Source organism: Aeromonas crassostreae, from assembly GCF_054052445.1.
In genome coordinates this window covers 75485-96408 of the sequence record NZ_JBSTYM010000004.1, presented here as the reverse complement: position 1 = coordinate 96408, position 20924 = coordinate 75485, and the positions used below count along the sequence as shown (strand labels likewise).

The 20924-nt window shown below is 64.8% G+C and carries 20 protein-coding genes, 1 tRNA gene and 1 other RNA gene; 14 read left to right on the top strand and 8 right to left on the bottom strand.

Annotated elements, in window-relative coordinates; all coding sequences use genetic code 11:
- Positions 1 to 72: 72 nt before the first annotated feature.
- Positions 73 to 1092, bottom strand: a complete 1020-nt coding sequence (ltaE, locus tag ACW5W4_RS04640; protein ID WP_456688582.1) for a low-specificity L-threonine aldolase — start codon at positions 1090 to 1092, stop codon at positions 73 to 75.
- Positions 1093 to 1760: 668 nt separating this feature from the next.
- Between ltaE and ACW5W4_RS04635 the strand changes: the two genes are divergently transcribed.
- Together ACW5W4_RS04635 and ACW5W4_RS04630 are read left to right on the top strand one after the other, a co-directional pair.
- Positions 1761 to 2699 carry a universal stress protein gene (locus ACW5W4_RS04635; RefSeq protein ID WP_427262252.1) on the top strand — a complete coding sequence of 313 codons (939 nt, stop codon included), beginning with the start codon at positions 1761 to 1763 and terminating at the stop codon, positions 2697 to 2699.
- A gap of 73 nt (positions 2700 to 2772) precedes the next feature.
- The gene (locus ACW5W4_RS04630) at positions 2773 to 2937 is read left to right on the top strand and encodes a hypothetical protein (RefSeq protein WP_427262251.1); all 165 of its coding nucleotides are present in this window, start codon (positions 2773 to 2775) and stop codon (positions 2935 to 2937) included.
- Between the two features lie 92 nt (positions 2938 to 3029).
- On the opposite strand, the gene ACW5W4_RS04625 is transcribed toward ACW5W4_RS04630, so the two are convergent.
- On the bottom strand, positions 3030 to 3440 hold the full coding sequence (locus ACW5W4_RS04625; protein ID WP_408796572.1) for a helix-turn-helix domain-containing protein: 411 nt from the start codon (positions 3438 to 3440) through the stop codon (positions 3030 to 3032).
- 106 nt (positions 3441 to 3546) lie between these two features.
- Between ACW5W4_RS04625 and ACW5W4_RS04620 the strand changes: the two genes are divergently transcribed.
- On the top strand, positions 3547 to 4446 hold the full coding sequence (locus ACW5W4_RS04620) for an aldo/keto reductase (protein WP_427262250.1): 900 nt from the start codon (positions 3547 to 3549) through the stop codon (positions 4444 to 4446).
- Positions 4447 to 4523: 77 nt separating this feature from the next.
- On the opposite strand, the gene ACW5W4_RS04615 is transcribed toward ACW5W4_RS04620, so the two are convergent.
- Positions 4524 to 4802 (bottom strand): RNA recognition motif domain-containing protein, encoded by a 279-nt coding sequence (locus ACW5W4_RS04615; protein WP_427262249.1) that lies wholly within the window; start codon positions 4800 to 4802, stop codon positions 4524 to 4526.
- Positions 4803 to 5009: 207 nt separating this feature from the next.
- The gene (locus ACW5W4_RS04610; protein ID WP_427262284.1) at positions 5010 to 5561 is read right to left on the bottom strand and encodes a hypothetical protein; all 552 of its coding nucleotides are present in this window, start codon (positions 5559 to 5561) and stop codon (positions 5010 to 5012) included.
- Positions 5562 to 5717: 156 nt separating this feature from the next.
- Between ACW5W4_RS04610 and mepA the strand changes: the two genes are divergently transcribed.
- The 6 genes from mepA (at position 5718) to ACW5W4_RS04580 (ending at position 8930) form a co-directional block, all read left to right on the top strand.
- Positions 5718 to 6464, top strand: coding sequence for a penicillin-insensitive murein endopeptidase (mepA, locus tag ACW5W4_RS04605; protein ID WP_408796574.1), 747 nt, complete (start codon positions 5718 to 5720; stop codon positions 6462 to 6464).
- A gap of 55 nt (positions 6465 to 6519) precedes the next feature.
- Entirely contained in the window at positions 6520 to 7107 is a 588-nt protein-coding gene (locus ACW5W4_RS04600; RefSeq protein ID WP_408796575.1) for a LemA family protein, read from the top strand.
- Positions 7107 to 7838: a TPM domain-containing protein gene (locus ACW5W4_RS04595; protein WP_456688581.1), complete on the top strand. Its 732-nt coding sequence runs from the start codon at positions 7107 to 7109 to the stop codon at positions 7836 to 7838. Before ACW5W4_RS04600 ends, ACW5W4_RS04595 begins: the two co-directional genes overlap by 1 nt.
- Positions 7839 to 7863: 25 nt before the next feature.
- Positions 7864 to 8481: a TPM domain-containing protein gene (locus tag ACW5W4_RS04590; protein ID WP_408796577.1), complete on the top strand. Its 618-nt coding sequence runs from the start codon at positions 7864 to 7866 to the stop codon at positions 8479 to 8481.
- 175 nt (positions 8482 to 8656) lie between these two features.
- A tRNA-Ser gene (locus tag ACW5W4_RS04585) sits at positions 8657 to 8744 on the top strand.
- A 56-nt stretch (positions 8745 to 8800) separates the two neighbouring features.
- A non-coding RNA gene (locus ACW5W4_RS04580) (RtT sRNA) lies at positions 8801 to 8930 on the top strand.
- Between the two features lie 283 nt (positions 8931 to 9213).
- Here ACW5W4_RS04580 and purL read toward each other — a convergent pair.
- Positions 9214 to 13098, bottom strand: a complete 3885-nt coding sequence (purL, locus tag ACW5W4_RS04575) for a phosphoribosylformylglycinamidine synthase (RefSeq protein ID WP_456688580.1) — start codon at positions 13096 to 13098, stop codon at positions 9214 to 9216.
- 184 nt (positions 13099 to 13282) lie between these two features.
- Here purL and mltF point away from each other — a divergent pair, with 184 nt between their 5' ends.
- Both mltF and ACW5W4_RS04565 read left to right on the top strand, forming a co-directional pair.
- Positions 13283 to 14746, top strand: coding sequence for a membrane-bound lytic murein transglycosylase MltF (mltF, locus tag ACW5W4_RS04570; RefSeq protein ID WP_456688579.1), 1464 nt, complete (start codon positions 13283 to 13285; stop codon positions 14744 to 14746).
- A gap of 191 nt (positions 14747 to 14937) precedes the next feature.
- The gene (locus ACW5W4_RS04565) at positions 14938 to 15075 is read left to right on the top strand and encodes a hypothetical protein (protein ID WP_408794791.1); all 138 of its coding nucleotides are present in this window, start codon (positions 14938 to 14940) and stop codon (positions 15073 to 15075) included.
- A 70-nt stretch (positions 15076 to 15145) separates the two neighbouring features.
- On the opposite strand, the gene ACW5W4_RS04560 is transcribed toward ACW5W4_RS04565, so the two are convergent.
- Positions 15146 to 15526, bottom strand: a complete 381-nt coding sequence (locus ACW5W4_RS04560) for a diacylglycerol kinase (RefSeq protein WP_408794788.1) — start codon at positions 15524 to 15526, stop codon at positions 15146 to 15148.
- A 146-nt stretch (positions 15527 to 15672) separates the two neighbouring features.
- On the opposite strand from ACW5W4_RS04560, the gene ACW5W4_RS04555 reads away from it, so the two are divergent.
- Positions 15673 to 16740 (top strand): 3-deoxy-7-phosphoheptulonate synthase, encoded by a 1068-nt coding sequence (locus ACW5W4_RS04555; RefSeq protein ID WP_456688578.1) that lies wholly within the window; start codon positions 15673 to 15675, stop codon positions 16738 to 16740.
- Positions 16741 to 16866: 126 nt separating this feature from the next.
- Here the strand turns inward: ACW5W4_RS04555 and ACW5W4_RS04550 are convergent, their stop codons facing one another.
- Both ACW5W4_RS04550 and btuC read right to left on the bottom strand, forming a co-directional pair.
- A complete protein-coding gene (locus ACW5W4_RS04550; protein WP_456688577.1) occupies positions 16867 to 17646 on the bottom strand; it encodes an ATP-binding cassette domain-containing protein in 780 nt (259 codons plus the stop codon).
- Positions 17630 to 18637: a vitamin B12 ABC transporter permease BtuC gene (gene btuC, locus ACW5W4_RS04545; protein ID WP_456688576.1), complete on the bottom strand. Its 1008-nt coding sequence runs from the start codon at positions 18635 to 18637 to the stop codon at positions 17630 to 17632. The genes ACW5W4_RS04550 and btuC overlap by 17 nt, the downstream gene beginning before the upstream one ends.
- Positions 18638 to 19090: 453 nt before the next feature.
- Between btuC and ACW5W4_RS04540 the strand changes: the two genes are divergently transcribed.
- Positions 19091 to 19447, top strand: coding sequence for a DMT family protein (locus tag ACW5W4_RS04540; RefSeq protein WP_427262243.1), 357 nt, complete (start codon positions 19091 to 19093; stop codon positions 19445 to 19447).
- Between the two features lie 48 nt (positions 19448 to 19495).
- The gene (gene tapW / locus ACW5W4_RS04535; RefSeq protein ID WP_456688575.1) at positions 19496 to 20635 is read left to right on the top strand and encodes a type IVa pilus ATPase TapW; all 1140 of its coding nucleotides are present in this window, start codon (positions 19496 to 19498) and stop codon (positions 20633 to 20635) included.
- Positions 20636 to 20924 lie beyond the last annotated feature (289 nt).

The following is a 20924-nucleotide window of genomic DNA, read 5'->3' as shown; positions in this document are numbered from 1 at the left end:
CAAAAGCGCAGCCCAGGCTGCGCTTTTTGTTTGCTGGCGCCCGTCTGGCAAGACGAGCGCCGATATCAGGGACTAGCGTCCCTGGCAGTATTCGGCAAAGGCGTCGATCACCTCGGCCACGTCATCGTCGGTGATCTGCAAGTGGGTGACCAGCCGCATCTCGCCATAGCCGGAGAAGAGGATGCCTCGCTCCTTCATGAAGGCCAACAGCTCCACGCTCTCCCCCTTGTCGAGCTGCAGGAACAGCATGTTGGTCTGCACCTGCGCCAGGCTCAGCTTGATCCCCGGCAGGGCGGTCAGCCCTTCGGCCAGGCGGCGGGCCCGGCGATGGTCATCCGCCAGTCGCTCGAACTGGTGCTCCAGGGCAAATTGCGCGGCGGCGGCGAGGAAGCCGGCCTGGCGCATGCCCCCACCCACCATCTTGCGCAGCCGTCTGGCCCGGGCGATGGTGGCGCCATCCCCCACCAGCACGGATCCCACCGGCGCCCCCAGTCCCTTGGAGAGGCAGAGGGAGACGCTGTCGAAGGGGGCGGCTATCTCGGCCAGGGAGACCCCGCTCGCCACGGCGGCGTTGGCGACCCGGGCCCCGTCCAGGTGCAGCTTGAGCCCGTGCTGATCGGCGAAGGTGCGCGCCTGGCGCAGATATGCGAGGGGCAGCACCTTGCCACTATGGGTGTTCTCCAGGCAGAGCAGGCGGGCCTGGGCGAAATGGGGGTCATCGGGCTTGATGGCCGCAGCGAGATCGGCAAAGGCCATGGTGCCGTCGGCCTGCATGGGCACGGGATTGAGGGCCACCGAGCCCAGCACGGCGCTGCCCATGGCCTCGTAGCGGAAGATGTGGGCCCCCTGGCCGAGCAGCGCCTCCTCGCCGCGCTGACAATGGGCCAGCACCCCGAGCAGGTTGGACATGGTGCCCGAGGGGACAAAGAGGGCGGCCTCCTTGCCCAGGCGCCCGGCGGCATAAGCCTCGAGGGCATTGACCGCGGGGTCTTCCCCGTACACATCATCCCCCACCTGGGCATGGAGCATCACCTGACGCATGGCGTCCGTGGGCTGGGTTACCGTATCACTTCGTAAATCGATATAGCGCATGAGATCCCTCCTGATGCAGGAGGATGACATTAGCCAGCTCGGGCAGGCTTGGCAAGGAAGCCATACTCAGAATGTGAAACCCGGGGGGCTCGGCCACCGGGTCGAACACCGCCTGCCCGCCCCAAGTTGATCACACCGGCAAATCTGACGCAAGTCCCTGGCATGGGGCCAGAAACCGGGTTAGGGTGATCGGGAGACCTTGCACCACCAGCCCCGCCAGGGGCGCAGACAAACAGGGATCACCTGGCATTGCTGTCATTATGTCGCTGACTCATTCCTCCTTTGACAGGAAGTCAATGATATGAAACATACCGACTCAGCCGTACCCAAGGCGCACCGCCATCAGCCGCCAGATATCCGCCTCTCTCGTGATGGACAACCGCCGCCAGCCGCCGACCCCCTGCGGGATAAGGCCATGCCGACTCCTGGCCCTGCCGGCATCCGCCTCCCCATACCCTGTTCATGGATGGATCCCCCCTTTTTCCCCCCGCCGCCGGCAAGCCGGCCGACACGCCTTGTAAGCAGCCTCATGGCCGCCCGCGGCGAGCAGGACCATGGCCGCAGCGGTGACCCTGGGCCACTCCCAGGCAGCGACCCGCCCGTTCCCCCTCCCCCATCACACCAGCATTCACAAGGCAGATCCCGCCCATGAGCAGAGGAGAGACACCATGAAAAACCTTCATCACATCCTGTTTGTCAGCCAGGGGCTGGTCGATGAAACGGAAGCCCTGACGCAGGCCATGAGCCTGGCCCGCAACAATCGGGCCATCCTGACAGCCCTGGTGGTATGCCCTCCATTTCCCCGGCAAATGAAGCACTACAGAGAAAGGTACGAGGCCTCTCTCAAGGCACAGCTGGCGCACGCCATCCAGGCCGCTCGCGATGTCGTCAAGGTGGATGAATCCGAACTGCCGCTGCACATCGACATAGAGAGTGGGGATGCCCCCGCCATTCGCATCATTCGACACGCGCTCAAGCATGCCCATGATCTGGTCATCAAGGCCGCAGAGCCCAAGGAGGGTGGCAAGGGCTTCAAGGCCATCGACATGGAGCTGCTGCGCAAATGCCCTTGCCCCGTGTGGCTGACCCGTCCCATTCACCGGCATCGCAACGCCATCCGCGTCGCCGTGGCTATCGATCCGCAGAGTTCGGCTCCCGAGGGACACGACCTCTCCCTGCACCTATTGAAGGAGGCCCGTGCACTCGCGGACACATGCAGCGGCGAGTTGAGCGTCCTCTCCTGCTGGGAGTATGAGTTCGAGGAGTATCTGCGTCACAACGTGTGGCTCAAGATATCGGATGATGAGTTAAATCAGCAGATAGGTGCCGCCAAAGCGGAGCATCAGGCGGCGCAACAGCGCCTGTTGCAAGCGTCCGGCATTCAGGGCGCCTTGCAGTTGCACCTGCTGCGCGGGCATGCGGAACATGTGATCCCCCGATATGTGGCCGAGCAGGGCATCGACATCCTGGTGATGGGCACGGTTGCCCGTACCGGGATCTCGGGCTTCTTCATCGGGAATACGGCGGAAAACATAGTGCAGACCCTGGCATGCTCTCTGCTGGCCCTCAAGCCCAACGGTTTTGTCTCCCCGGTGGCGGCATATTGACGCTGGGAGCGAACCATGCACACGGAGCAACCCGGAGGCCCCCGCCCTCAAGCGGGCGGACGGCGGCATCGCCATGGGCCATAAGGGATCGGAAGCGGCCAAGGAGGCCGCCGACCTGGTGCTGGCCGATGATAACATCGCCTGCATTGCCGCGGCCGTGCGAGAGGGGCGCACCGTCTATGACAACATCAAGCAGGCCATCCGCTGGACCCTGCCCAGCAACGCGGGGAGGCCATGACCATCATGGAGACGGAGAAACAGCTCAGGCTGCTATGTGCTCCCCTGAAGCGCCCTTAGGGGGCCGGGCCTTTCCAGGGCGAGGCACCGGGCTCAAGCCTCATCCAGGTGCTTGCCGAACTGGCGGGCCATGGCCAGATCGAGAAAGCCGTCGGCCCGCTTGTGGCTGCGCAGGAACTGGTAGTAGGCGAGCAGCTTCACCAGGGCCTCCTCATCGGGCAGCACGGTGGCGGGCGCCTGTTCCCGCAGCAATTCCCCCGCCCCCTGCAACGCGGCCCGATCCACCACCTCCGCCTGCCGATAGAGATAGCCGCAGCCGGTGGCGAGCCACTCCAGGGAGCAGTTGGCGGCCATGGCGATCTGGTTCGCCTTGGCAAAGCCGGGCTCGGCCCCCTTGAGGTACTTGCGGATCAGCGCCTCACCCAGTCCCACCTTGCGGGCGAAGGCGCTCACGCTCATCTCCCCCATCAATATGCGCAGCCGCGCGGCAAACCCTGCGTCCATCTGCCCCTCCATCAGAACCAAAGTACGAATTGCACGGGGCGCCAATATTGCCTTAGCCGGGGGCAGGGGCCAAGATAGGCCCAGCATTTATTCCAAGGAGTGAGTTATGACCGTATCCCGCCTGCCTCTGCATCCCCAGGGTCCGGAGTTCTCCCGCATCGTCATGGGTTACTGGCGCCTGATGGAGTGGCAGCTCAGCCCGACGGCCCTGCTGGACCTCATCAAGTACCACCTGGACCTTGGCGTCACCACCCTAGACCACGCCGACATCTATGGCGGCTATCAGTGCGAGGAGGCCTTTGGCCGTGCCCTGCGTCTGGAACCCGCCCTGCGCAGCCGGATGGAGCTGGTCAGCAAGTGCGGCATCGCCCTCACCGCCAAGCCCGAGCATGCCCTCAACCACTACAACACCAGCAAGGAGCACATCATCGCCAGCGCCGAGGCCTCCTTGCACAAACTCGGCACCGATCACCTGGATCTGCTGCTGATCCACCGCCCGGACCCCCTGATGAATGCCGACGAGGTGGCCGAGGCCTTCATCGCCCTCCAGCAGGCGGGCAAGATCAGGCACGCCGGTGTCTCCAACTTCACCGCACGCCAGTTCGAACTGTTGCAGTCGCGCCTGCCCTTCCCCCTGGTCACCAACCAGCTGGAGATCTCCCCCCTCAACCAGGATCTCACCCTGGATGGCACCCTGGATCAGTGCCAGCAGCTGCGTATCAGGCCCATGGCCTGGTCTTGCCTCGGCGGCGGCAGCCTGTTCCATGACGGCCGCTACCAGGGATTGCGCCACGAGCTGGAGCGGATCCGCGAAGAGGTGGGGGCCCAGACCCTGGAGCAGGTGGTCTACGCCTGGGTCATGATGCTGCCGAGCCAGCCGCTGCCCATCATCGGCTCGGGCAAGCGCGAGCGGATCGCCAGCGCCGTCGCCTCCGAGCAGATCAGGCTCGATCGCCAGCAGTGGTTTCGCATCCGCAAGGCGGCCCTGGGCTACGACGTGCCTTGATCCCGGCGCGATGCGCCCTCTTGCACAAACAGAAACGGCATGGGAAAACCCATGCCGTTTTGCGTTAGCGAGGCCCCTTAACGATGACGCTGGGGGCGACCACGGGGTGCATCTGTCTTGGGTTTGGCCTGATTGACCGTGATGGTGCGGCCACCAATCTCGGTGCCGTGCAGCTCGGCGATCGCCTTCTCGGCGTCGCCATTGACCGGCATTTCAATAAAACCGAATCCCTTGGACTGACCGGTGTCGCGATCGATGATGATATCGACCTTGTCCACCTGTCCAAACTGGCTGAATAGGGTTGTCAGTTCGTCGGCCGTCATCCGGTACGACAGATTACCTACGTAAATCTTCATGCCATCCACTCTCGAGTCAGGGTGCCTTCACTATGCAATCACCGGCGCCGCAGCAAGGGCACAACCACCACGCCGGATTGACCCGGGCATCATGCCCGGGGCCTCCTCGCCTCAGAGTCCAAGCCATTGATCTCTTGGACAAGTCAGGCGACAAGTTCAATGCGAATAACTGGCAGTATCTGAGCTTGCCCCCGGCTTGTCTAGAAATTAATCAGCTCGATGTGGCACCAATTGCGCCAGCAGAGCCCCCAGGGCGCGCCGACTGTGCCAGGCCCGTTTAAAGCCAAAACGGTAGACGCCCGGGCTCACTTCATGGGCGGGCTCCTCCCCCAGGTCCAGCAACTCGGCCACCTGGGTCAGCTCATCCTGGTCCAGGGCAAGATCCAGGCTGAACTCGAGCCACTCCCCGTTGTGGCCGACCCGCCGCTCGCGGCCCACCTCGACCAGGGCGGCCCGGGGCAGCGCCCTGACGCTGTCCTGCTGGCCGTTGATGAGATAGAGATGATCCCTGTCCCAGGCGAGCTCCGCCATGCGCCAGGGCTGCCAGTGGCGGGGCACCAGCATCATCAGCAGCACTATGCCGCCAAAGATGACGCCGACCCAGGGCAGGAGCCCCATCTGGGGATACCCTTGCCAGAGTGACGCCCCCACCGCCGCCAGGCTCAGCACCAGCAGGCTGCCCATGGCGACATAGAAGCGCCCGGCCGGCGGTTGCAGCCAGCAGACCCCCGCCTTGCCGACCAGCTCACTCGCTTTCATCATCCTCTTCCCCTGTTCAGATACCGTTGAGGGGCGCATTGTGGCAACAAGGCGACACCGGGCGCAAGGGCAAGCCAGGTGCTGGTCTCGCCCCCCGCTCTGTTGCTATGCTGGTGACGCTCAAAAGACACCCTTTATCCCTGTTCGAGGCACATCATGCTTATCGCCACCCTGCTCTTGCTGGGCGCCACTGCACAACCCGAGGCCATCGGCGGTTATGCCGGCGGCTGCCTGAAAAATGGCATGGCCCTACCCCTGAGTGGCCCGGGCTACCAGGTGATCCGCAGCAAGCGACTGCGCTACTACGGTCACCCCGACCTCATCGACTACCTCAAGGGGCTGGCAAGCCGCACCAGGATGGCCGGCCTGCCGGATCTCTACATCGCCGATCTCGCCATGAGCCGCGGCGGCCCCTTCCGCTCGGGACACCGCAGCCACCAGACCGGGCTCGACGCCGACATCTGGTTTCGCATGGCCAACCAGCCCATCAACCGCTGGGAGCAGGATGCCCCCAAGGAGTGGGCCCTCATCGACGAGCCCAGCTATCGGGTGCTGCCGGGGCGATTCGGCCCCCAGCAGCTGACCCTGTTGCGCCTCGCCGCCCAACCGGCGGAGGTGACCCGCATCTTCATCAACCCCGCCCTCAAGGCGGAGGTGTGCAAACGCAGCCCGGACGAGCCCTGGGTCGGCAAGCTCAGGCCCTGGGTCGGCCACTTCAGCCACTTCCATGTGCGGCTGCGCTGCCCGGCCGGCAGCCCGGACTGCCAGCCCCAGGCCCCCATACCGCCGGGCAATGGCTGCGGCGCCGAGCTCGCCTCCTGGCTCAAGGACAAGCCGCAGTTGCCCAGGGTCTCCGTCACCTATCGCAACCTGCCCCCGCTGCCTCGCCGTTGTGAGGGCTGAGCACAAGGGGTATGGTGTGCGGGCAAACATTGAAAACTCACTGGAGAACAACGAGATGGCAACGAGTATCTGGCGCCCCTTCACCCGGGCCTGCCTGCTGGCTTCCCTGCTGCTGACCCTGACCGGCTGCGGCATGAACACGATCCCGACCCTGGACGAACAGGTCAAGGCGAGCTGGGGCCAGGTGGAGAACCAGTATCAGCGCCGCGCCGATCTGGTCCCCAACCTGGTTGCCACCGTCAAGGGCTATGCCAGCCACGAGCAGGAGACCCTCAAGGCGGTCACCGATGCCCGGGCCCGGGTCGGCAGCCTGCAGGTGAGCGATCCCGCCCAGCTCCAGCAGTTCGAGGCGGCCCAGAACCAGCTCAGCAGTGCCCTGTCGCGCCTCATGGTGGTGGTGGAACGCTACCCGGATCTGAAAGCGGATCAGCAGTTTCTCACCCTGCAGGCCCAGCTCGAGGGCACGGAGAACCGCATCTCGGTGGCTCGCCGTGACTACATAGAGGCGGTGCGCCAGTTCAATACCGAGCTGCGCACCTTCCCGGGGGTCATCTGGGCCAAGCTGCTCTACTCGGATCTCGAGCCCAAGCCGAGCTTCAGTGCCAAGCCGGGTGCCGACGAGGCGCCCAAGGTCGAATTTTGATGGCGCAACTCATCCGGCCCTGGCTGTTGCTGCTGGGGCTGCTCTGTTCCTTCTCCCTGCTGGCCGCCCCCCAATTTCCGGCCCTGAGCGGGCGCGTGGTCGATGAGGCGCACCTGCTGAGCCCGGAGCAGGCCAATCGCCTCACCCGCGAGCTCGCGGCCTTCGAACAACAGAGCGGCGTCCAGCTGGTGGTCGTCTCCCTCACCAGTCTGGATGGCAATACCATAGAGGAGTACGGCTACCAGCTCGGCCGCCACTGGGGCATTGGCCAGCAGGGCAAGAACAATGGCGTGCTGCTGATCATCTCCCCCGAGGATCGCAAGGTGCGTATCGAGGTGGGCTACGGCCTGGAGGGGGTGTTGCCCGACGCCATCGCCGCCAACATCATCCAGACCCGGGTGCTGCCCGCCTTTCGTCGCGGCGACATGGCGAGCGGCATCCTCGGCGGCAGCCAGGCCATCATGCAGGCCCTGGCCGGCGAGTATCAGGCCAAGGCGCCCCCCAAGCGGGACAAGGTCAACGGCCTGCTCATCTTCATCGTCATGGTGATCGCCATGATAGTGCTGCACAACCTGCGCGGCGGCGGTGGGGGTGGCGGCCGGGGCCGCAGAGGTGCCATCTATACCGCCGGCGGATTCGGTGCCGGGCGATCTGGGGGTGGTTTTGGCGGCGGCAGCTTCGGCGGCGGTGGTGGCAGTTTCGGTGGCGGCGGTGCCTCCGGTGGCTGGTGATCCCCATACCTATTGAGATAAAGAGATGATATCAAAACAGTTTTTTCACACTCTCCAGGCCAGGGTCAAGCAGGCCGAGCAGGCCACCGATGCCGAGTTGGTGACGGTACTGGCCCCGGCCAGCGACAGTTATCGCTACATCCCCACCCTGTGGGCAGCCCTGCTCGCCATGCTCACCCCCCTGCTGGTGTTCGAGCTGGGCTTCTGGCTCGGCTGGTACGAGATCCTGCTGACCCAGTGGGCGGTCTGGCTCGCCCTGACCCTGCTGTTTCACTGGACCCCCATCAAGATGCTGCTCATTCCCAAGAAGGTGCGTCGCCACCGGGCGGCCCTGATGGCGCGGCTGCAATTTGTCGAGCAGGGGCTGCACCGCACCCACGACCGGCTGGGGGTGCTGATCTTCGTCTCGGTGGCGGAGCACTATGTGGAGATCCTGGTCGATGACGGAGTCGCCCGGCACATAGAGAACGCCCAGTGGCAGGCGATCATCGACGACTTTACCGCCCGGATCCGCAAGGGTGAGGTGGAACCCGGCTTCATCGAGTGCGTGACCCGCACCGGCGCCATCCTGGCCGATGCCTTCCCCCCCACCAACGACAAGAACGAGCTGCCCGACAGCCTGATCATGCTGGACAAGCCATGAGGCGATAAAAGCGCCAGAGTCGGCATAAAAGCTGCGCAAACGGAAAAAGATATGAAAAACAAGGGGAAAAAAGGTTGACCCGTCACCGGCTTTCCCCTAAATTACGCCCCGTTCCAGCGCAACAGCGCAGTGAACACAGTGTTGGCTGAACACGTTAAACCACAGACCAAAATTTGGTGAGGTGTCCGAGTGGCTGAAGGAGCACGCCTGGAAAGTGTGTATACGGCAACGTATCGAGGGTTCGAATCCCTCCCTCACCGCCAAATTGAAAAAACCGACTTCAGGGTCGGTTTTTTTGCATCTGGAGCACCACGCTACTCTGATGCCAATGGAGGGAGGGTGAGAACCCTCGTCCGGGTTCGAGCAGAGCAGCTTGCTGCGATGAACGGCCAACGGCCGCCCCGAAGGGGTGAGCCACCCAGTGGCGAATCATCCCTCCCTCACCGCCAAACAAAGTAAAGGGCCTGTCGCAAGACAGGCCCTTTACTTTGTCCGGTGATAGGCGGCTCGATTTGAACCCTGGTTCGACCAGGGGGGCAGGATAGCCTCCTTGCCGCCCTCTCCCTGGCGCTCGCCCATGGTCCTGCTCTCTGCCAGAGGGCGCCAGCCTGTTCCCTTCACCGCTGCCAGCGCCGATCTCGGGCTCTTTGCCCCGGCAGGCAAGATGACCGCCTGCTGCGAATAAAAAAACCGGCCACATGGGCCGGTTTTCGCATGATGGGGTTGCCTGCATCAGCCCAGGCGGACCCGGGCGTTTCTGAACATGCGCATCCAGGCACCGTCCTCGCCCCAGTTGTCCGGGTGCCAGGAGTTGGCCACGGTGCGGAATACCCGCTCCGGGTGCGGCATCATGATGGTGGCTCGGCCGTCCGTGGTGGTGACCGCAGTGATGCCGTCCGGCGAGCCGTTCGGGTTGGCCGGGTAGCCTTCGGTCGCCTGACCCCGGTTGTCGACGAAGCGCAGCCCCACCAGACCGCTGGCTTGCAGTGCGGCAAGGTGCGCGGCGTCCTGCACTTCCACCCGTCCTTCCCCGTGGGAGACGGCGATGGGCATCACGGAACCCGCCATGCCGGCGAAGAAGGCGGAGGGGGAGTCCTGCACCTGCACCAGGCTGAAGCGCGCCTCGAAACGCTCGGAGCGGTTGCGCACGAAGCGCGGCCACAGATCGGCCCCCGGGATGAGGTCGCGCAGGTTGGACATCATCTGGCAGCCGTTGCACACCCCCAGGGAGAGGGTGTCGCCGCGCTCGAAGAAGCGCTGGAACTGCTCGCGGGCGTTGTCGTTGAACAGGATGGACTTGGCCCAGCCTTCACCCGCCCCCAGCACGTCGCCGTAGGAGAAGCCGCCGCAGGCCACCAGGGTCTGGAACTCTTCCAGCTTGATGCGACCGGACAGGATGTCGCTCATGTGCACGTCCACCGCGGTGAAGCCGGCGCGGTCAAACGCCGCCGCCATCTCGACGTGGGAGTTGACCCCCTGCTCGCGCAGCACCGCCAGACGAGGAGAGACCCCGCGGGCGATATAGGGGGCAGCCACGTCCTCGGACGGGTTGTAGCTCAGGCTGGCGTGCAGGCCCGGGTCGGTGGCGTCCTGGCGGGCGGCATGTTCCTGATCCGCGCACTCCGGGTTGTCCCGCAGGCGCTGCATCTGCCAGCTGGTCTCGCCCCAGAGGGTACGCAGGGCGGTGCGGCTGGCGCGATACACCTCCTGGCCGACCCGCTTCATCACCAGATCATCGCCGTCGTTGACGGTGCCGATGACATGGGCGCAGGCCGCCAGGCCGTGGCCCGCCAGCAGGGTCATCACGGCTTCCTTGTCCTCGCGGCGCACCTGAATGACGGCTCCCAGCTCCTCGTTGAACAGGGCGGGCAGCAGCTCGCCACCGACGCGATCGAGCTGGATATCGAGGCCGCAGTGACCGGCGAAGGCCATCTCGGCCAGGGTCACGAACAGGCCGCCATCGGAGCGGTCGTGGTAGGCGATCAGCTTGCTGTCCGCCACCAGGGCCTGAATGGCGTTGAAGAAGCCCTTGAGCTGGGTCGGGTTGTCCAGATCCGGCGCACTGTCACCGAGCTGGCGATAGACCTGGGCCAGGGCGGAGGCGCCCAGGCGCTGCTTGCCGTTGCCAAGGTCGATGAGGATAAGGTCGGTCTCACCGAGATCGGTGCGAAGCACAGGGGTCACGGTATTGCGCACGTCTTCCACCCGGGCAAAGGCGGTGATGAGCAGGGAGAGCGGCGAGGTGACGCTGCGCTCCTCGCCATCTTGCTGCCAGCGGGTCTTCATGGACATGGAGTCCTTGCCCACCGGGATGGTGAGGCCGAGCTCGGGGCAGAGCTCCTCCCCCACCGCCTTCACGGCTTCGTAGAGGCCGGCATCTTCCCCCGGGTGACCGGCGGCGGACATCCAGTTGGCGGAGAGCTTGACCCGCTTGATGGAACCGATATGGGCCGGCGCCAGGTTGGTCAGGGCCTCGGCCACCGCCATGCGGGCAGAGGCGGCGTGGGAGAGCAGGGCCACCGGGGTGCGCTCCCCCATGGACATGGCTTCGCCGTGATAGCTGTCATAGGTGGCGGCGGTGACGGCGCAATCGGCCACCGGGATCTGCCAGGGACCGACCATCTGGTCGCGGTTGACCAGGCCCGTCACGGTGCGATCGCCGATGGTGATGAGGAAGGATTTCTCCGCCACGGTCGGCAGGCGCAGCACCCGCTCGGCCGCGTCATTCAGGGTGATGCCGTCCAGTTGCAGCGCCTTGCCCTGGGCGGGCAGGCTCTGCACGTTCCGGTGCATCTTGGGCGCCTTGCCGAGCAGCACGTCCAGGGGCAGGTCGATGGGCTGGTTGTCAAAATGCGCATCGGAGAGGGTGAGATGCTTCTCTTCGGTGGCGGTGCCGATGACGGCATAGGGGGCGCGCTCGCGCTCGCACAGGGCCTGGAACAGCGCCAGCTTCTCCTGGGGCACCGCCAGCACGTAACGCTCCTGGGATTCGTTGCACCAGATCTCGAGCGGGCTCATGCCCGGCTCGTCGCTCTGGATGGCGCGCAAGTCGAAGCGACCACCGCGCTCGCCGTCGTTGACCAGTTCGGGCATGGCATTGGAGAGGCCACCGGCACCCACGTCGTGGATGAAGGCGATGGGGTTGTCGTCCCCCAGTTGCCAGCAGCGATCGATCACCTCCTGGCAGCGGCGCTCCATCTCGGGGTTGTCCCGCTGCACCGAGGCAAAATCGAGGTCTTCGGCAGACTGGCCGGAGGCCATGCTGGAAGCCGCGCCGCCGCCCAGGCCGATGTTCATGGCCGGGCCACCCAGCACGATCAGGGCCGCGCCGACCGGGATCTCCCCTTTCTGGACGTGTTCGCTGCGGATGTTGCCAAGGCCGCCCGCCAGCATGATGGGCTTGTGATAGCCGCGCACCTCGACGCCGTTGTGGCTCGGCACCTTCTCTTCGAAGGTACGGAAGTAACCGAGCAGGGCCGGACGGCCAAATTCGTTGTTGAACGCCGCCCCGCCGAGCGGGCCTTCCTGCATGATGTCAAAGGCGCTGACGATGCGGCTCGGCTTGCCGAAATCCTGCTCCCAGGGCTGCTCGAAACCGGGGATGCGCAGGTTGGAGACGGAGAAGCCCACCAGACCCGCCTTGGGCTTGGCGCCACGACCGGTCGCACCCTCGTCGCGAATTTCGCCGCCGGAGCCGGTGGCCGCCCCCGGGAAGGGGGAGATGGCGGTCGGGTGGTTGTGGGTCTCCACCTTCATCAGGATGTCGACCCGCTCCTGGTGATACTGGTACTCGCCCTTGCTGCTCGGGAAGAAGCGGCCAGCCTCGCTGCCCTCCATCACGGCGGCGTTGTCTTTATAGGCGGACAGCACATGATCCGGCGTCTGTTCGAAGGTGTTCTTGATCATCTTGAACAGGGACTTGGGCTGGGGTTGCCCGTCTATGGTCCAGTCGGCGTTGAAGATCTTGTGACGGCAGTGTTCGGAGTTCGCCTGGGCGAACATGTAGAGCTCGATGTCGTTGGGGTTACGACCGAGCTTGGTGAAGTTCTCCACCAGGTAGTCGATTTCGTCATCGGCCAGGGCCAGGCCCAGGGCGATGTTGGCCGACGCCAGGGCGGCGCGACCACCGCCGAGCACATCCACCTGGGTGAAGGGGCGCGGTTCATGGTGAGCAAACAGGGCGCTCGCCTGCTCGGGGGCCGAGAAGACGGTCTCCATCATGCGATCGTGCAGCAGGGCGGCCACATCCGCGTGCTGGTCGGCGGTCAGTTCGCCTTCCACATAGTAGGCAATGCCGCGCTCGAGCCGCTTGACCTGGGTCAGGCCGCAGTTGTGGGCGATGTCGCTTGCTTTGGAAGACCAGGGGGAGATGGTGCCGGGACGGGGGGTAACGAGGAAGAGCTGGCCGCTGGGGGCGTGTTCCTGGATGGTCGGGCCGTAGCGCAGCAACCGTTCCAGTGTCGTTCGCTCGCCATCGGAGAGCGGCGCAGTCAATTCGGCAAAATGCACGTATTCGGCGTAGATACTGCTTATCTCGAGTCCTCTGTGCGCGAAGCTTTGCAGCAACTTGTTGATACGAAACTCAGACAGTGCAGGCGCACCTCGCAAGATTTCCATATGACCTTTCTCACCAAGTTTTAATGTGTGGGGGGGATTTGAGACGCGCGTATTATAGGGATCCCGCCCCCGCCGGACAAACGTTTTTATCCTCGCCATCGATGTGACTCGCCTCCGACTCTCTGGTATAAAGGGGCCTGTTTCCCGACGATCGTCGATATTTTCAACAAGGGTATTCACCTACTTGCGCCCCATTGTTCGACTGCTGCTCGCCGTGACCATGACCCTGGCCCTCGCCAGTTGTGACTTTCACACCCCCTCCAGCCAGCTGGAACAGATCCGCCAACGGGGCGAGATCCGGGTCGGCACCCTGTACGGTCCCACCTCCTATTACCAGCGGGACGACACGGCCCTGGGCTACGATTACGAGCTGGCCCAATCCTTCGCCGACTGGCTCGGGGTCAAGCTGACCATAGTGCCGGTCAACACCAGCGCCGAGCTGGTGGGCCTGCTGGAGCGGGGCAAGCTGGATCTGGCCGCCGCCGCCATCGTCGTCACCCCGGAGCGCCGCGCCCTGTTTCGCTTCGGCCCCGGCTTCTATCAGGTCTCCCCCAAGCTGGTCTATCGCAACGGCACCCGGCGCCCCCGCAGCCTGGCTGACGTCGACGGCCAGCTGGTGGTGGCCCAGGGCTCCACCGGCGATGACCTGCTCAAGGCCTATGGCAAGCAGCACCCGACCCTGAGCTGGCGCGCGGACGCCAGGATGGACACGGAGGACTTGCTCAAGGCCGTGGCCAAGGGCGAGATCGACTACACCATAGTGCAGGACACTGTGCTGGCCCGCACCCAGCGCTACTACCCCGAGCTGGCCGAGGCGCTCACCCTCTCCGACAACCAGACGGTGGCCTGGGCCATGAACCGGCTGCCCGATGACAGCCTCTACGCCAGCATCATCGACTTCTTCGGCCAGCGCTTCATGGACGGCGCCATCGCCAAGCTCGACGAGAAATACTTCGGCCATGTGCAGAACTTCGACTTCGTCGATACCCGCACCTTCCTGCGCCGGGCCAAGGAGCGGCTGCCCAGGTACCAGTCCCTGTTCAAGCAGCACGCCCTGGACATCGACTGGCGCCTGCTGGCCGCCATCAGCTATCAAGAGTCCCACTGGGACCCCAATGCCCGCTCCTACACAGGGGTGCGCGGCATGATGATGCTGACCGAAAACACCGCCAAGGCCATGGGGGTAAAGGACAGGACCCACCCAAAGGAGAGCATCGAGGGGGGCGCCCGCTATCTCAAGCTGATGATGGACAAGGTGCCGGACTCTGTCCCCGAGGACGAGAAGGTGTGGTTCGCCCTCACCGCCTACAACATAGGTTACGGCCACATGATGGATGCCCGCCGCCTCACCAAGCTGCTTGGCAAGGATCCCGACAGCTGGGGTGACGTCAAGGAGGTACTGCCGCTGCTGCAGCAGGCCAGATGGCACAGCAAGGTACGCTACGGCTACGCCCGGGGCGGCGAGGCCCGCAGCTATGTCAACAATGTGCGCCAGTACTACCAGAGCCTGCTCTGGCTCGACAACGAGCAGCAGAAGGCGCGGCGCCTCGAGGCCCTGGACGAGGATGACAGCGAAGCGGTGAGCCAGGCGGCGCCCAGCCCCATCGCGGAGGCCGTGAGCCGGATCACGGGTGCCGAACAAGGCTGATATTCCCCCCTGTCTTAGGACCGGCCGGCCTGCTATCATGCCGACACAGCGGAGCCTGTCCGACACGGCGCCATCCCCCGGCAGCCCGGCTCGCGATGGTCAATGACAGTGTCGGCAGTGCCCCACCTCGAGTACCCCTATGCAACATGAGGATCCCCTGGCTCGAGCGAGCAAGGGGGCAGGAGACCAAGATGCAAAAACGTAGAAGAATACGTCTGGTCAAGGCGACAAAGAGCGGCTGGAGCCCCAGACGCAAACTCAAGCTCAACGACACCAAACGCAAGATCTGGCGCCGCAACCGCTCCTATACCCTGCTCATCGCAGAGTAAGGCGGCGATGCCAGTCACAACAAAGGCGCCATCGGGCGCCTTTGTTGCATTCTGCTTCGCCTCGGGGCGATCACCACCAGCCGAGCAGATTGCGCCCCACCAGGGCGCCCCACACCAGCAGGTTCAGTGCCAGAGCGATGAAGACGGCCGCCGACCCCAGATCCTTGGCGCGCCCCGACAGCTCGTGGTGTTCGGATCCGATGCGATCCACCACCGCCTCCACCGCCGAGTTGAGGATCTCGACGATCACCACCAGCCAGCTGACCGCGATCAGCAGCAGGATCTGATCCAGGGAGTCGCCAATCCAGAACGCCAGCGGCATCAACAGCACGATCAGGATCAGCTCTTGCCGAAAGGCGGCCTCGTTGAGCCAGGCGGATCTCAGACCCTTCATGCTGTAACCGGTTGCCTTGATGATCCGGGTCAGGCCGGTCGCGCCAGGTTTTGCCACAAAAACTACCTCGGGTAGGGATAAAACGGCCTCACATCCTAGCAGAGCCGGCCAAGGTTTCAATCGACAGGATTTTGCTTTATTTTATCCCTTTGCTTTTTTTCGCCGCCTGTGGCCATGCCACCCACTCGAGACTTGAGTTTCTTATGTCCATTCACACCGATGAATTGCGCACCCGTCGCCTGGAGTCCCTCATCACCCCCAGCGAACTCGCCAGCGCCTTCCCCATTACCGACACGATCGCCCAGAACCTGCTCGATGCCCGCCGCGAAGTGGAAGCCATACTGACCGGTGAGGATCAGCGACTGCTGGTCATCATAGGCCCCTGCTCCATCCATGATCCGGTCGCCGCCCTCGACTACGCCACCCGCCTCAATCTCCTGCGCGAGCAGTACAAAGAGAGCCTGTGCATCGTGATGCGCACTTATTTCGAGAAGCCGCGCACCATAGTCGGCTGGAAGGGGCTCATCAACGATCCCCGCCTCGACGGCAGCTTCGACGTCAACCAGGGTCTGCAGCTGGCCCGCAAGCTGCTGGCGGACATCAATGCCCTGGGCATGCCCACCGCCACCGAGTTCCTCGATATGGTGACCGGTCAGTATATTAGCGACCTCATCACCTGGGGTGCCATTGGCGCGCGCACCACCGAATCCCAGGTCCACCGCGAGATGGCCTCCGCCCTCTCCTGCCCGGTCGGCTTCAAGAACGGCACAGACGGCAACACCCGCATCGCCATCGATGCGGTGCGCGCCGCCCGCCACAGCCACATCTTCTACTCCCCGGACAAGGACGGCAAGATGACCATCTACCGCACCGCCGGCAACCCCTTCGGTCACGTGATCCTCCGTGGCGGCCACAGGCCCAACTACGACACCGCCAGCATCGACGAGGCGTGCGAAGCCCTGGCCCAGGTGGGCCTGCCCGAGCGGCTGGTGGTGGACTTCAGCCACGGCAACAGCATGAAGGATCACCGCCGCCAGCTGCTGGTGGCCCAGGATATCTGTGACCAGCTGCGCCGCGGGCGTACCGGCATCGCCGGCATCATGGCCGAGAGCTTCCTGGTGGAAGGCCGCCAGGAGGTGGAGAACGGCTGCGCCGCCACCTTCGGTCAGAGCATCACGGATGCCTGCCTGTCCTGGTCAGACACCGAGACCCTGCTGGCCATGCTGGCCGACGCCGCCACGGCGCGCCTTGCCAAGGCCAACCCGAGATAACGGCTGCGCCAATCCCGCTGGAGAGCCAAGAAAGGGGCAGGTATCAGCTACCTGCCCCTTTCTCTTGCCCGCTCTCGGCCCCCTTCCCTCTCGCGGGAGTAGGGAGAGGCATGCAGGGCAGCCCCTTCACAGGCCTGGCATAAACCAGGTACGGCCGCCCGCCTCGATCCGCGTCGTCTTGATCTGGAACACCCGCTCGAGCAGCGCCTCGTCGATGATGTCGACGCTCCCCTCGCACACCAGCTTGCCCCCTTGCAGGCAGAGCATGCGATCCGCCCAGTCGATGGCCAGATTGATGTCGTGGATGGCCATCACCACCAGCAGCCCCTGGCGTGCCAACGATTTCAGCAGCCGCAGCAGCGCCAGCTGATGGTGCAGATCCAGCCCGGCCAGGGGTTCATCCAGCAGCAGCAGACGCCCCGCCAGATTGAGTCCGGGCCACACCTGGAGCAGGGTGCGGGCGATCAGCACCCGCTGCTGCTCCCCCCCGGAGAGGCGGCTGAAATCCCGGGCCAGCAACGTATCGAGCTCCAGGGCCTGGCAGAGGGTCGCCATGGCGGCTCTGGCCGCCGGGCTCGCAGGATCGCACCCCCCCAGCCCCAAGGCGAGCACGGCGAAAACGGGGGTATGAAACAGATGGGGCTGACGCTGGGGCAACATGGCGCGGCGCGCCGCCAGCGCCTCCAGGCTCAGGGCGGCGATCCCCTCCCCCTCCAGCAGCACCTCGCCGCGGGCGGGCAGCAGGCCGGCCAGGGAGGCGAGCAGGGTCGACTTGCCGCTGCCGTTCGGGCCCAGCAGGGCCACCAGCTGGCCCCCGGACCAGCTCAGGCTGAGGGGGGCCAGGCGCTGGGCCAGGCAGAGGTCGCGGGCGCAGAGCCGCGCCTTGTCATCAATGGGGCTGGTCATGGGATTGCCTGAGCAGGAGGTAGATAAACAGGGGTGCCCCCACCGAGGCGGTCACCACCCCGATGGGCAGCTCCCCCGCCGCCAGCAGGGTGCGGGCGCAGAGATCCGCCCCCAGCAGCAGGGCGCCTCCCCCCAGGGCCGAGGCGGGCAGCAAGAAGCGCTGATCGCTCACCCCGCACAGGCGCAGCAGATGGGGCACCACCAGGCCGACGAAGCCGATGACGCCGCACAGGGCCACCGCCAGCCCGGTGAGCAGGCAGACCGCCAGCACCAGCCGCACCCGCAGCCGCTGCACGTCCAGCCCCATCAATCTGGCCTGGGATTCCCCCAGCAGCAGCTGTTGCAGCCCCCGTCCCTGCCGGATGAGCCAGAGCAGGGTCAGGGGCATGAGCAGCCACCACCAGCCAAATTGCTGACTGCCATAGGCCAGGCTGCCCATCATCCAGAACATGAATTCGCGCACCGAGCCGTCGTCGGCGAAATACATCAGCCAGGTCATGGCCGCATTGGTGAGGATGCCGATGGCGACCCCCAGCAACAGCAGACGGGCGCTGCCCAGATGGGCGCGGCGGGCGGCCAGCAGCAGCAGGAGGGTCACCAGCAGGGCCCCGGCGAAGGCGGCCAGGGAGAGGGCCCAGCCCGGCAGCGCCATGTCGGCCCCCTTGGCCATGGCCATGGCGACCATGGCGGCCAACCCGGCCCCGCTCGAGACGCCGAGCAGGCCGGGTTCGGCCACCGGGTTGTGCAGCATGATCTGCAGCACGGCGCCGCCGCAGGCCAGAGCGGCCCCCGCCAGCAGGGCGAGCAGGGCCCGGGGCAGACGCAGCTCCAGCAGGATCTGCTGCTCCAGGGGACCAAGGGGCTGCCAGGGCAGCACCATGAAGGCGCCGACACTCAGGGAGAGCAGCAGCAGCAACAGGGTCAGGCAGAGCAGGCCGAGCAGCAGGCGGCGCTGCAGGCGGCGCTGGCGGGCGATCAGTGTGGTGAACAAGGCATGTCCCGAGCAAAGACCCTTGGGTCGAGATGAGAAGGGGCCAATGATAGCAAGGGAGAGGGTCCTATGGTCAAGGCGCCGAGCCAGGAGAGAGACTGGACCCGCACCATGGGGTGGATGCCGGTGCGCCTGCACGGCGGCCAGGCTATCCCTATCCAGCCCGGTGAAACGGCCATCGGCCTGCAAGATGCGCCACGGCGGCCAGACGTCGGTGGCCACCGTCAGGCTCGCAGAGCTGGCGCCCCTGTGCCGGACAGCCCCACAGAACACAGCGCCAGCCCACCAGAACCTGTCTCGCTTTTCCTCCCGAGGATCCCGTGTCAAAAATACCTTGGAGAGGGGGTTATGGAGATGGCTCCGCTAGGATATAACAGCAGCCGTCATCGGGAGGCTCCGCCTCCTGCCCATCCTCTTCTCAGTGCCCGATGCGGCCTCACGTAAGGAAGACCCATGAATCCCATTCTCGTCAGCATCGGTCTGCTGGTGTGCAGCAACGTCTTCATGACCTTCGCCTGGTATGCCCACCTCAAGGAGATGAACCACAAGCCCTGGATCATCGCCGCCCTGGTGAGCTGGGGTATCGCCCTGTTCGAGTACCTGTTGCAGGTGCCCGCCAACCGCATCGGCCACAGCGTCATGACGGTGGCGCAGCTCAAGATCCTGCAGGAGGTGATCACCCTCACCGTCTTCGTCCCCTTCGCCGTCTTCTACCTCAAGGAGGAGCTGAAGTGGGACTACCTCTGGGCGGCCCTGTGCATCATGGGGGCGGTGTTTTTTGTGTTTCGCGAGAAACTGGTCGGCGGATAAGGGGTACACTCTTCTCCATTCCCTGTTCACCCTAAAACGAGGCCCATCATGGAGCTGCAAGCGATGCTGACCATATTGGCGAGCCAGGATGGCTCCGACCTCTATCTCTCCACCGGCGCTCCCCCTTGCGCCAAGTTTCAGGGGGCGCTGCGCCCCCTCACCGACACTCCCCTCGCCCCGGGGGAGGTGGCCGCCATCGCCGCCGCCATCATGGACGAGGAGCAGCGCCAGCAGTTCGACAAGGAGCTGGAGATGAACCTCGCCATCTCCCTGCCCCAGACAGGCCGCTTTCGGGTCAACATCTTCAAGCAGCGCAATGAGGTCTCCCTGGTGGCGCGCAACATCAAGACCGAGATCCCCCGCTTCGAGGACTTGAAGCTCCCCCCGGTGCTGCTCGACACCATCATGGAAAAACGCGGCCTGGTGCTGTTCGTCGGCGGCACGGGCTCGGGCAAGTCCACCTCGCTCGCGGCCCTCATCGACCATCGCAACCGCAACAGCGGCGGTCACATCATCACCATCGAGGATCCGGTGGAGTTCGTCCATCGCCACCACAAGAGCATCATCAACCAGCGGGAGGTGGGGGTGGATACCCGCAGCTTCCACGCCGCCCTGAAGAACACCCTGCGCCAGGCGCCGGACGTCATCCTCATCGGTGAAATTCGCGATCGCGAAACCATGGAGCATGCCCTGGCCTTCGCCGAGACCGGGCACCTGGCCATCTCCACCCTGCACGCCAACAATGCCAACCAGGCGCTGGATCGCATCATCAACTTCTTCCCCGAGGAGCGCAGGCCCCAGCTGCTCAACGACCTTGGCAACAACCTCAAGGCCTTCGTCTCCCAGCGGCTGGTGAAGACCCGGGAGGGCGGCCGCCGGGCGGCGGTGGAGGTGATGCTCGGCACCCACACCATTCGCGATCTCATCAAGCGCGGCGAGTTTGGCAGTCTCAAGGAGGTGATGGAGAAGTCCCGGGCCCTTGGCATGGTCACCTTCGACGAGGCCCTGTTCGATCTGGTGGTGGAAGGGGTGATCGAGGATGAGGAGGCGGTGAAACACGCCGACTCCCAGACCAACCTGCGCCTCAAGATAAAACTCTGGCGTGACAAGGGGCAGATTGCCGCCAGCAGCGATGCCAGCGGCTGGAGCCTGGAACCCACCGGGGACGAGGGAAGCGATCCCTTCTGACCCTGTCAGGCCCCCATCACCTTGCTGGAACGCCCCGGGTTCCGGCAAGGTGCCTGCCCCGCCTCCCTGATCCTTTCTTGTTCGCGCCGCGCCTTTCCTCTCCCGCCATGAAGCTCGGCCCCCGGCTTCCCATCCCCCTGGCAGGACTCTTCCCTGCCCTCTGCCTTCCTCCTCCCTCGCCCCCATTTCCCGTCTGAGCGCCACCTGCCGACGCCCCTTGCGACAACTTTTTTCGCACAACTAACAAAGAAATCAATAATAGAGGGTGACCTTTTGTGAAGTGTGACTG

Coding starts and splice junctions, on each gene's coding strand:
- ltaE (WP_456688582.1), bottom strand. CDS start 1,092: ATGCGCTATATCGATTTACGAAGTGATACGGTAACCCAGCCCACGGAC.
- ACW5W4_RS04635 (WP_427262252.1), top strand. CDS start 1,761: ATGAAAAACCTTCATCACATCCTGTTTGTCAGCCAGGGGCTGGTCGAT.
- ACW5W4_RS04630 (WP_427262251.1), top strand. CDS start 2,773: ATGGGCCATAAGGGATCGGAAGCGGCCAAGGAGGCCGCCGACCTGGTG.
- ACW5W4_RS04625 (WP_408796572.1), bottom strand. CDS start 3,440: ATGGACGCAGGGTTTGCCGCGCGGCTGCGCATATTGATGGGGGAGATG.
- ACW5W4_RS04620 (WP_427262250.1), top strand. CDS start 3,547: ATGACCGTATCCCGCCTGCCTCTGCATCCCCAGGGTCCGGAGTTCTCC.
- ACW5W4_RS04615 (WP_427262249.1), bottom strand. CDS start 4,802: ATGAAGATTTACGTAGGTAATCTGTCGTACCGGATGACGGCCGACGAA.
- ACW5W4_RS04610 (WP_427262284.1), bottom strand. CDS start 5,561: ATGAAAGCGAGTGAGCTGGTCGGCAAGGCGGGGGTCTGCTGGCTGCAA.
- mepA (WP_408796574.1), top strand. CDS start 5,718: ATGCTTATCGCCACCCTGCTCTTGCTGGGCGCCACTGCACAACCCGAG.
- ACW5W4_RS04600 (WP_408796575.1), top strand. CDS start 6,520: ATGGCAACGAGTATCTGGCGCCCCTTCACCCGGGCCTGCCTGCTGGCT.
- ACW5W4_RS04595 (WP_456688581.1), top strand. CDS start 7,107: ATGGCGCAACTCATCCGGCCCTGGCTGTTGCTGCTGGGGCTGCTCTGT.
- ACW5W4_RS04590 (WP_408796577.1), top strand. CDS start 7,864: ATGATATCAAAACAGTTTTTTCACACTCTCCAGGCCAGGGTCAAGCAG.
- purL (WP_456688580.1), bottom strand. CDS start 13,098: ATGGAAATCTTGCGAGGTGCGCCTGCACTGTCTGAGTTTCGTATCAAC.
- ACW5W4_RS04565 (WP_408794791.1), top strand. CDS start 14,938: ATGCAAAAACGTAGAAGAATACGTCTGGTCAAGGCGACAAAGAGCGGC.
- ACW5W4_RS04555 (WP_456688578.1), top strand. CDS start 15,673: ATGTCCATTCACACCGATGAATTGCGCACCCGTCGCCTGGAGTCCCTC.
- ACW5W4_RS04550 (WP_456688577.1), bottom strand. CDS start 17,646: ATGACCAGCCCCATTGATGACAAGGCGCGGCTCTGCGCCCGCGACCTC.
- ACW5W4_RS04540 (WP_427262243.1), top strand. CDS start 19,091: ATGAATCCCATTCTCGTCAGCATCGGTCTGCTGGTGTGCAGCAACGTC.
- tapW (WP_456688575.1), top strand. CDS start 19,496: ATGGAGCTGCAAGCGATGCTGACCATATTGGCGAGCCAGGATGGCTCC.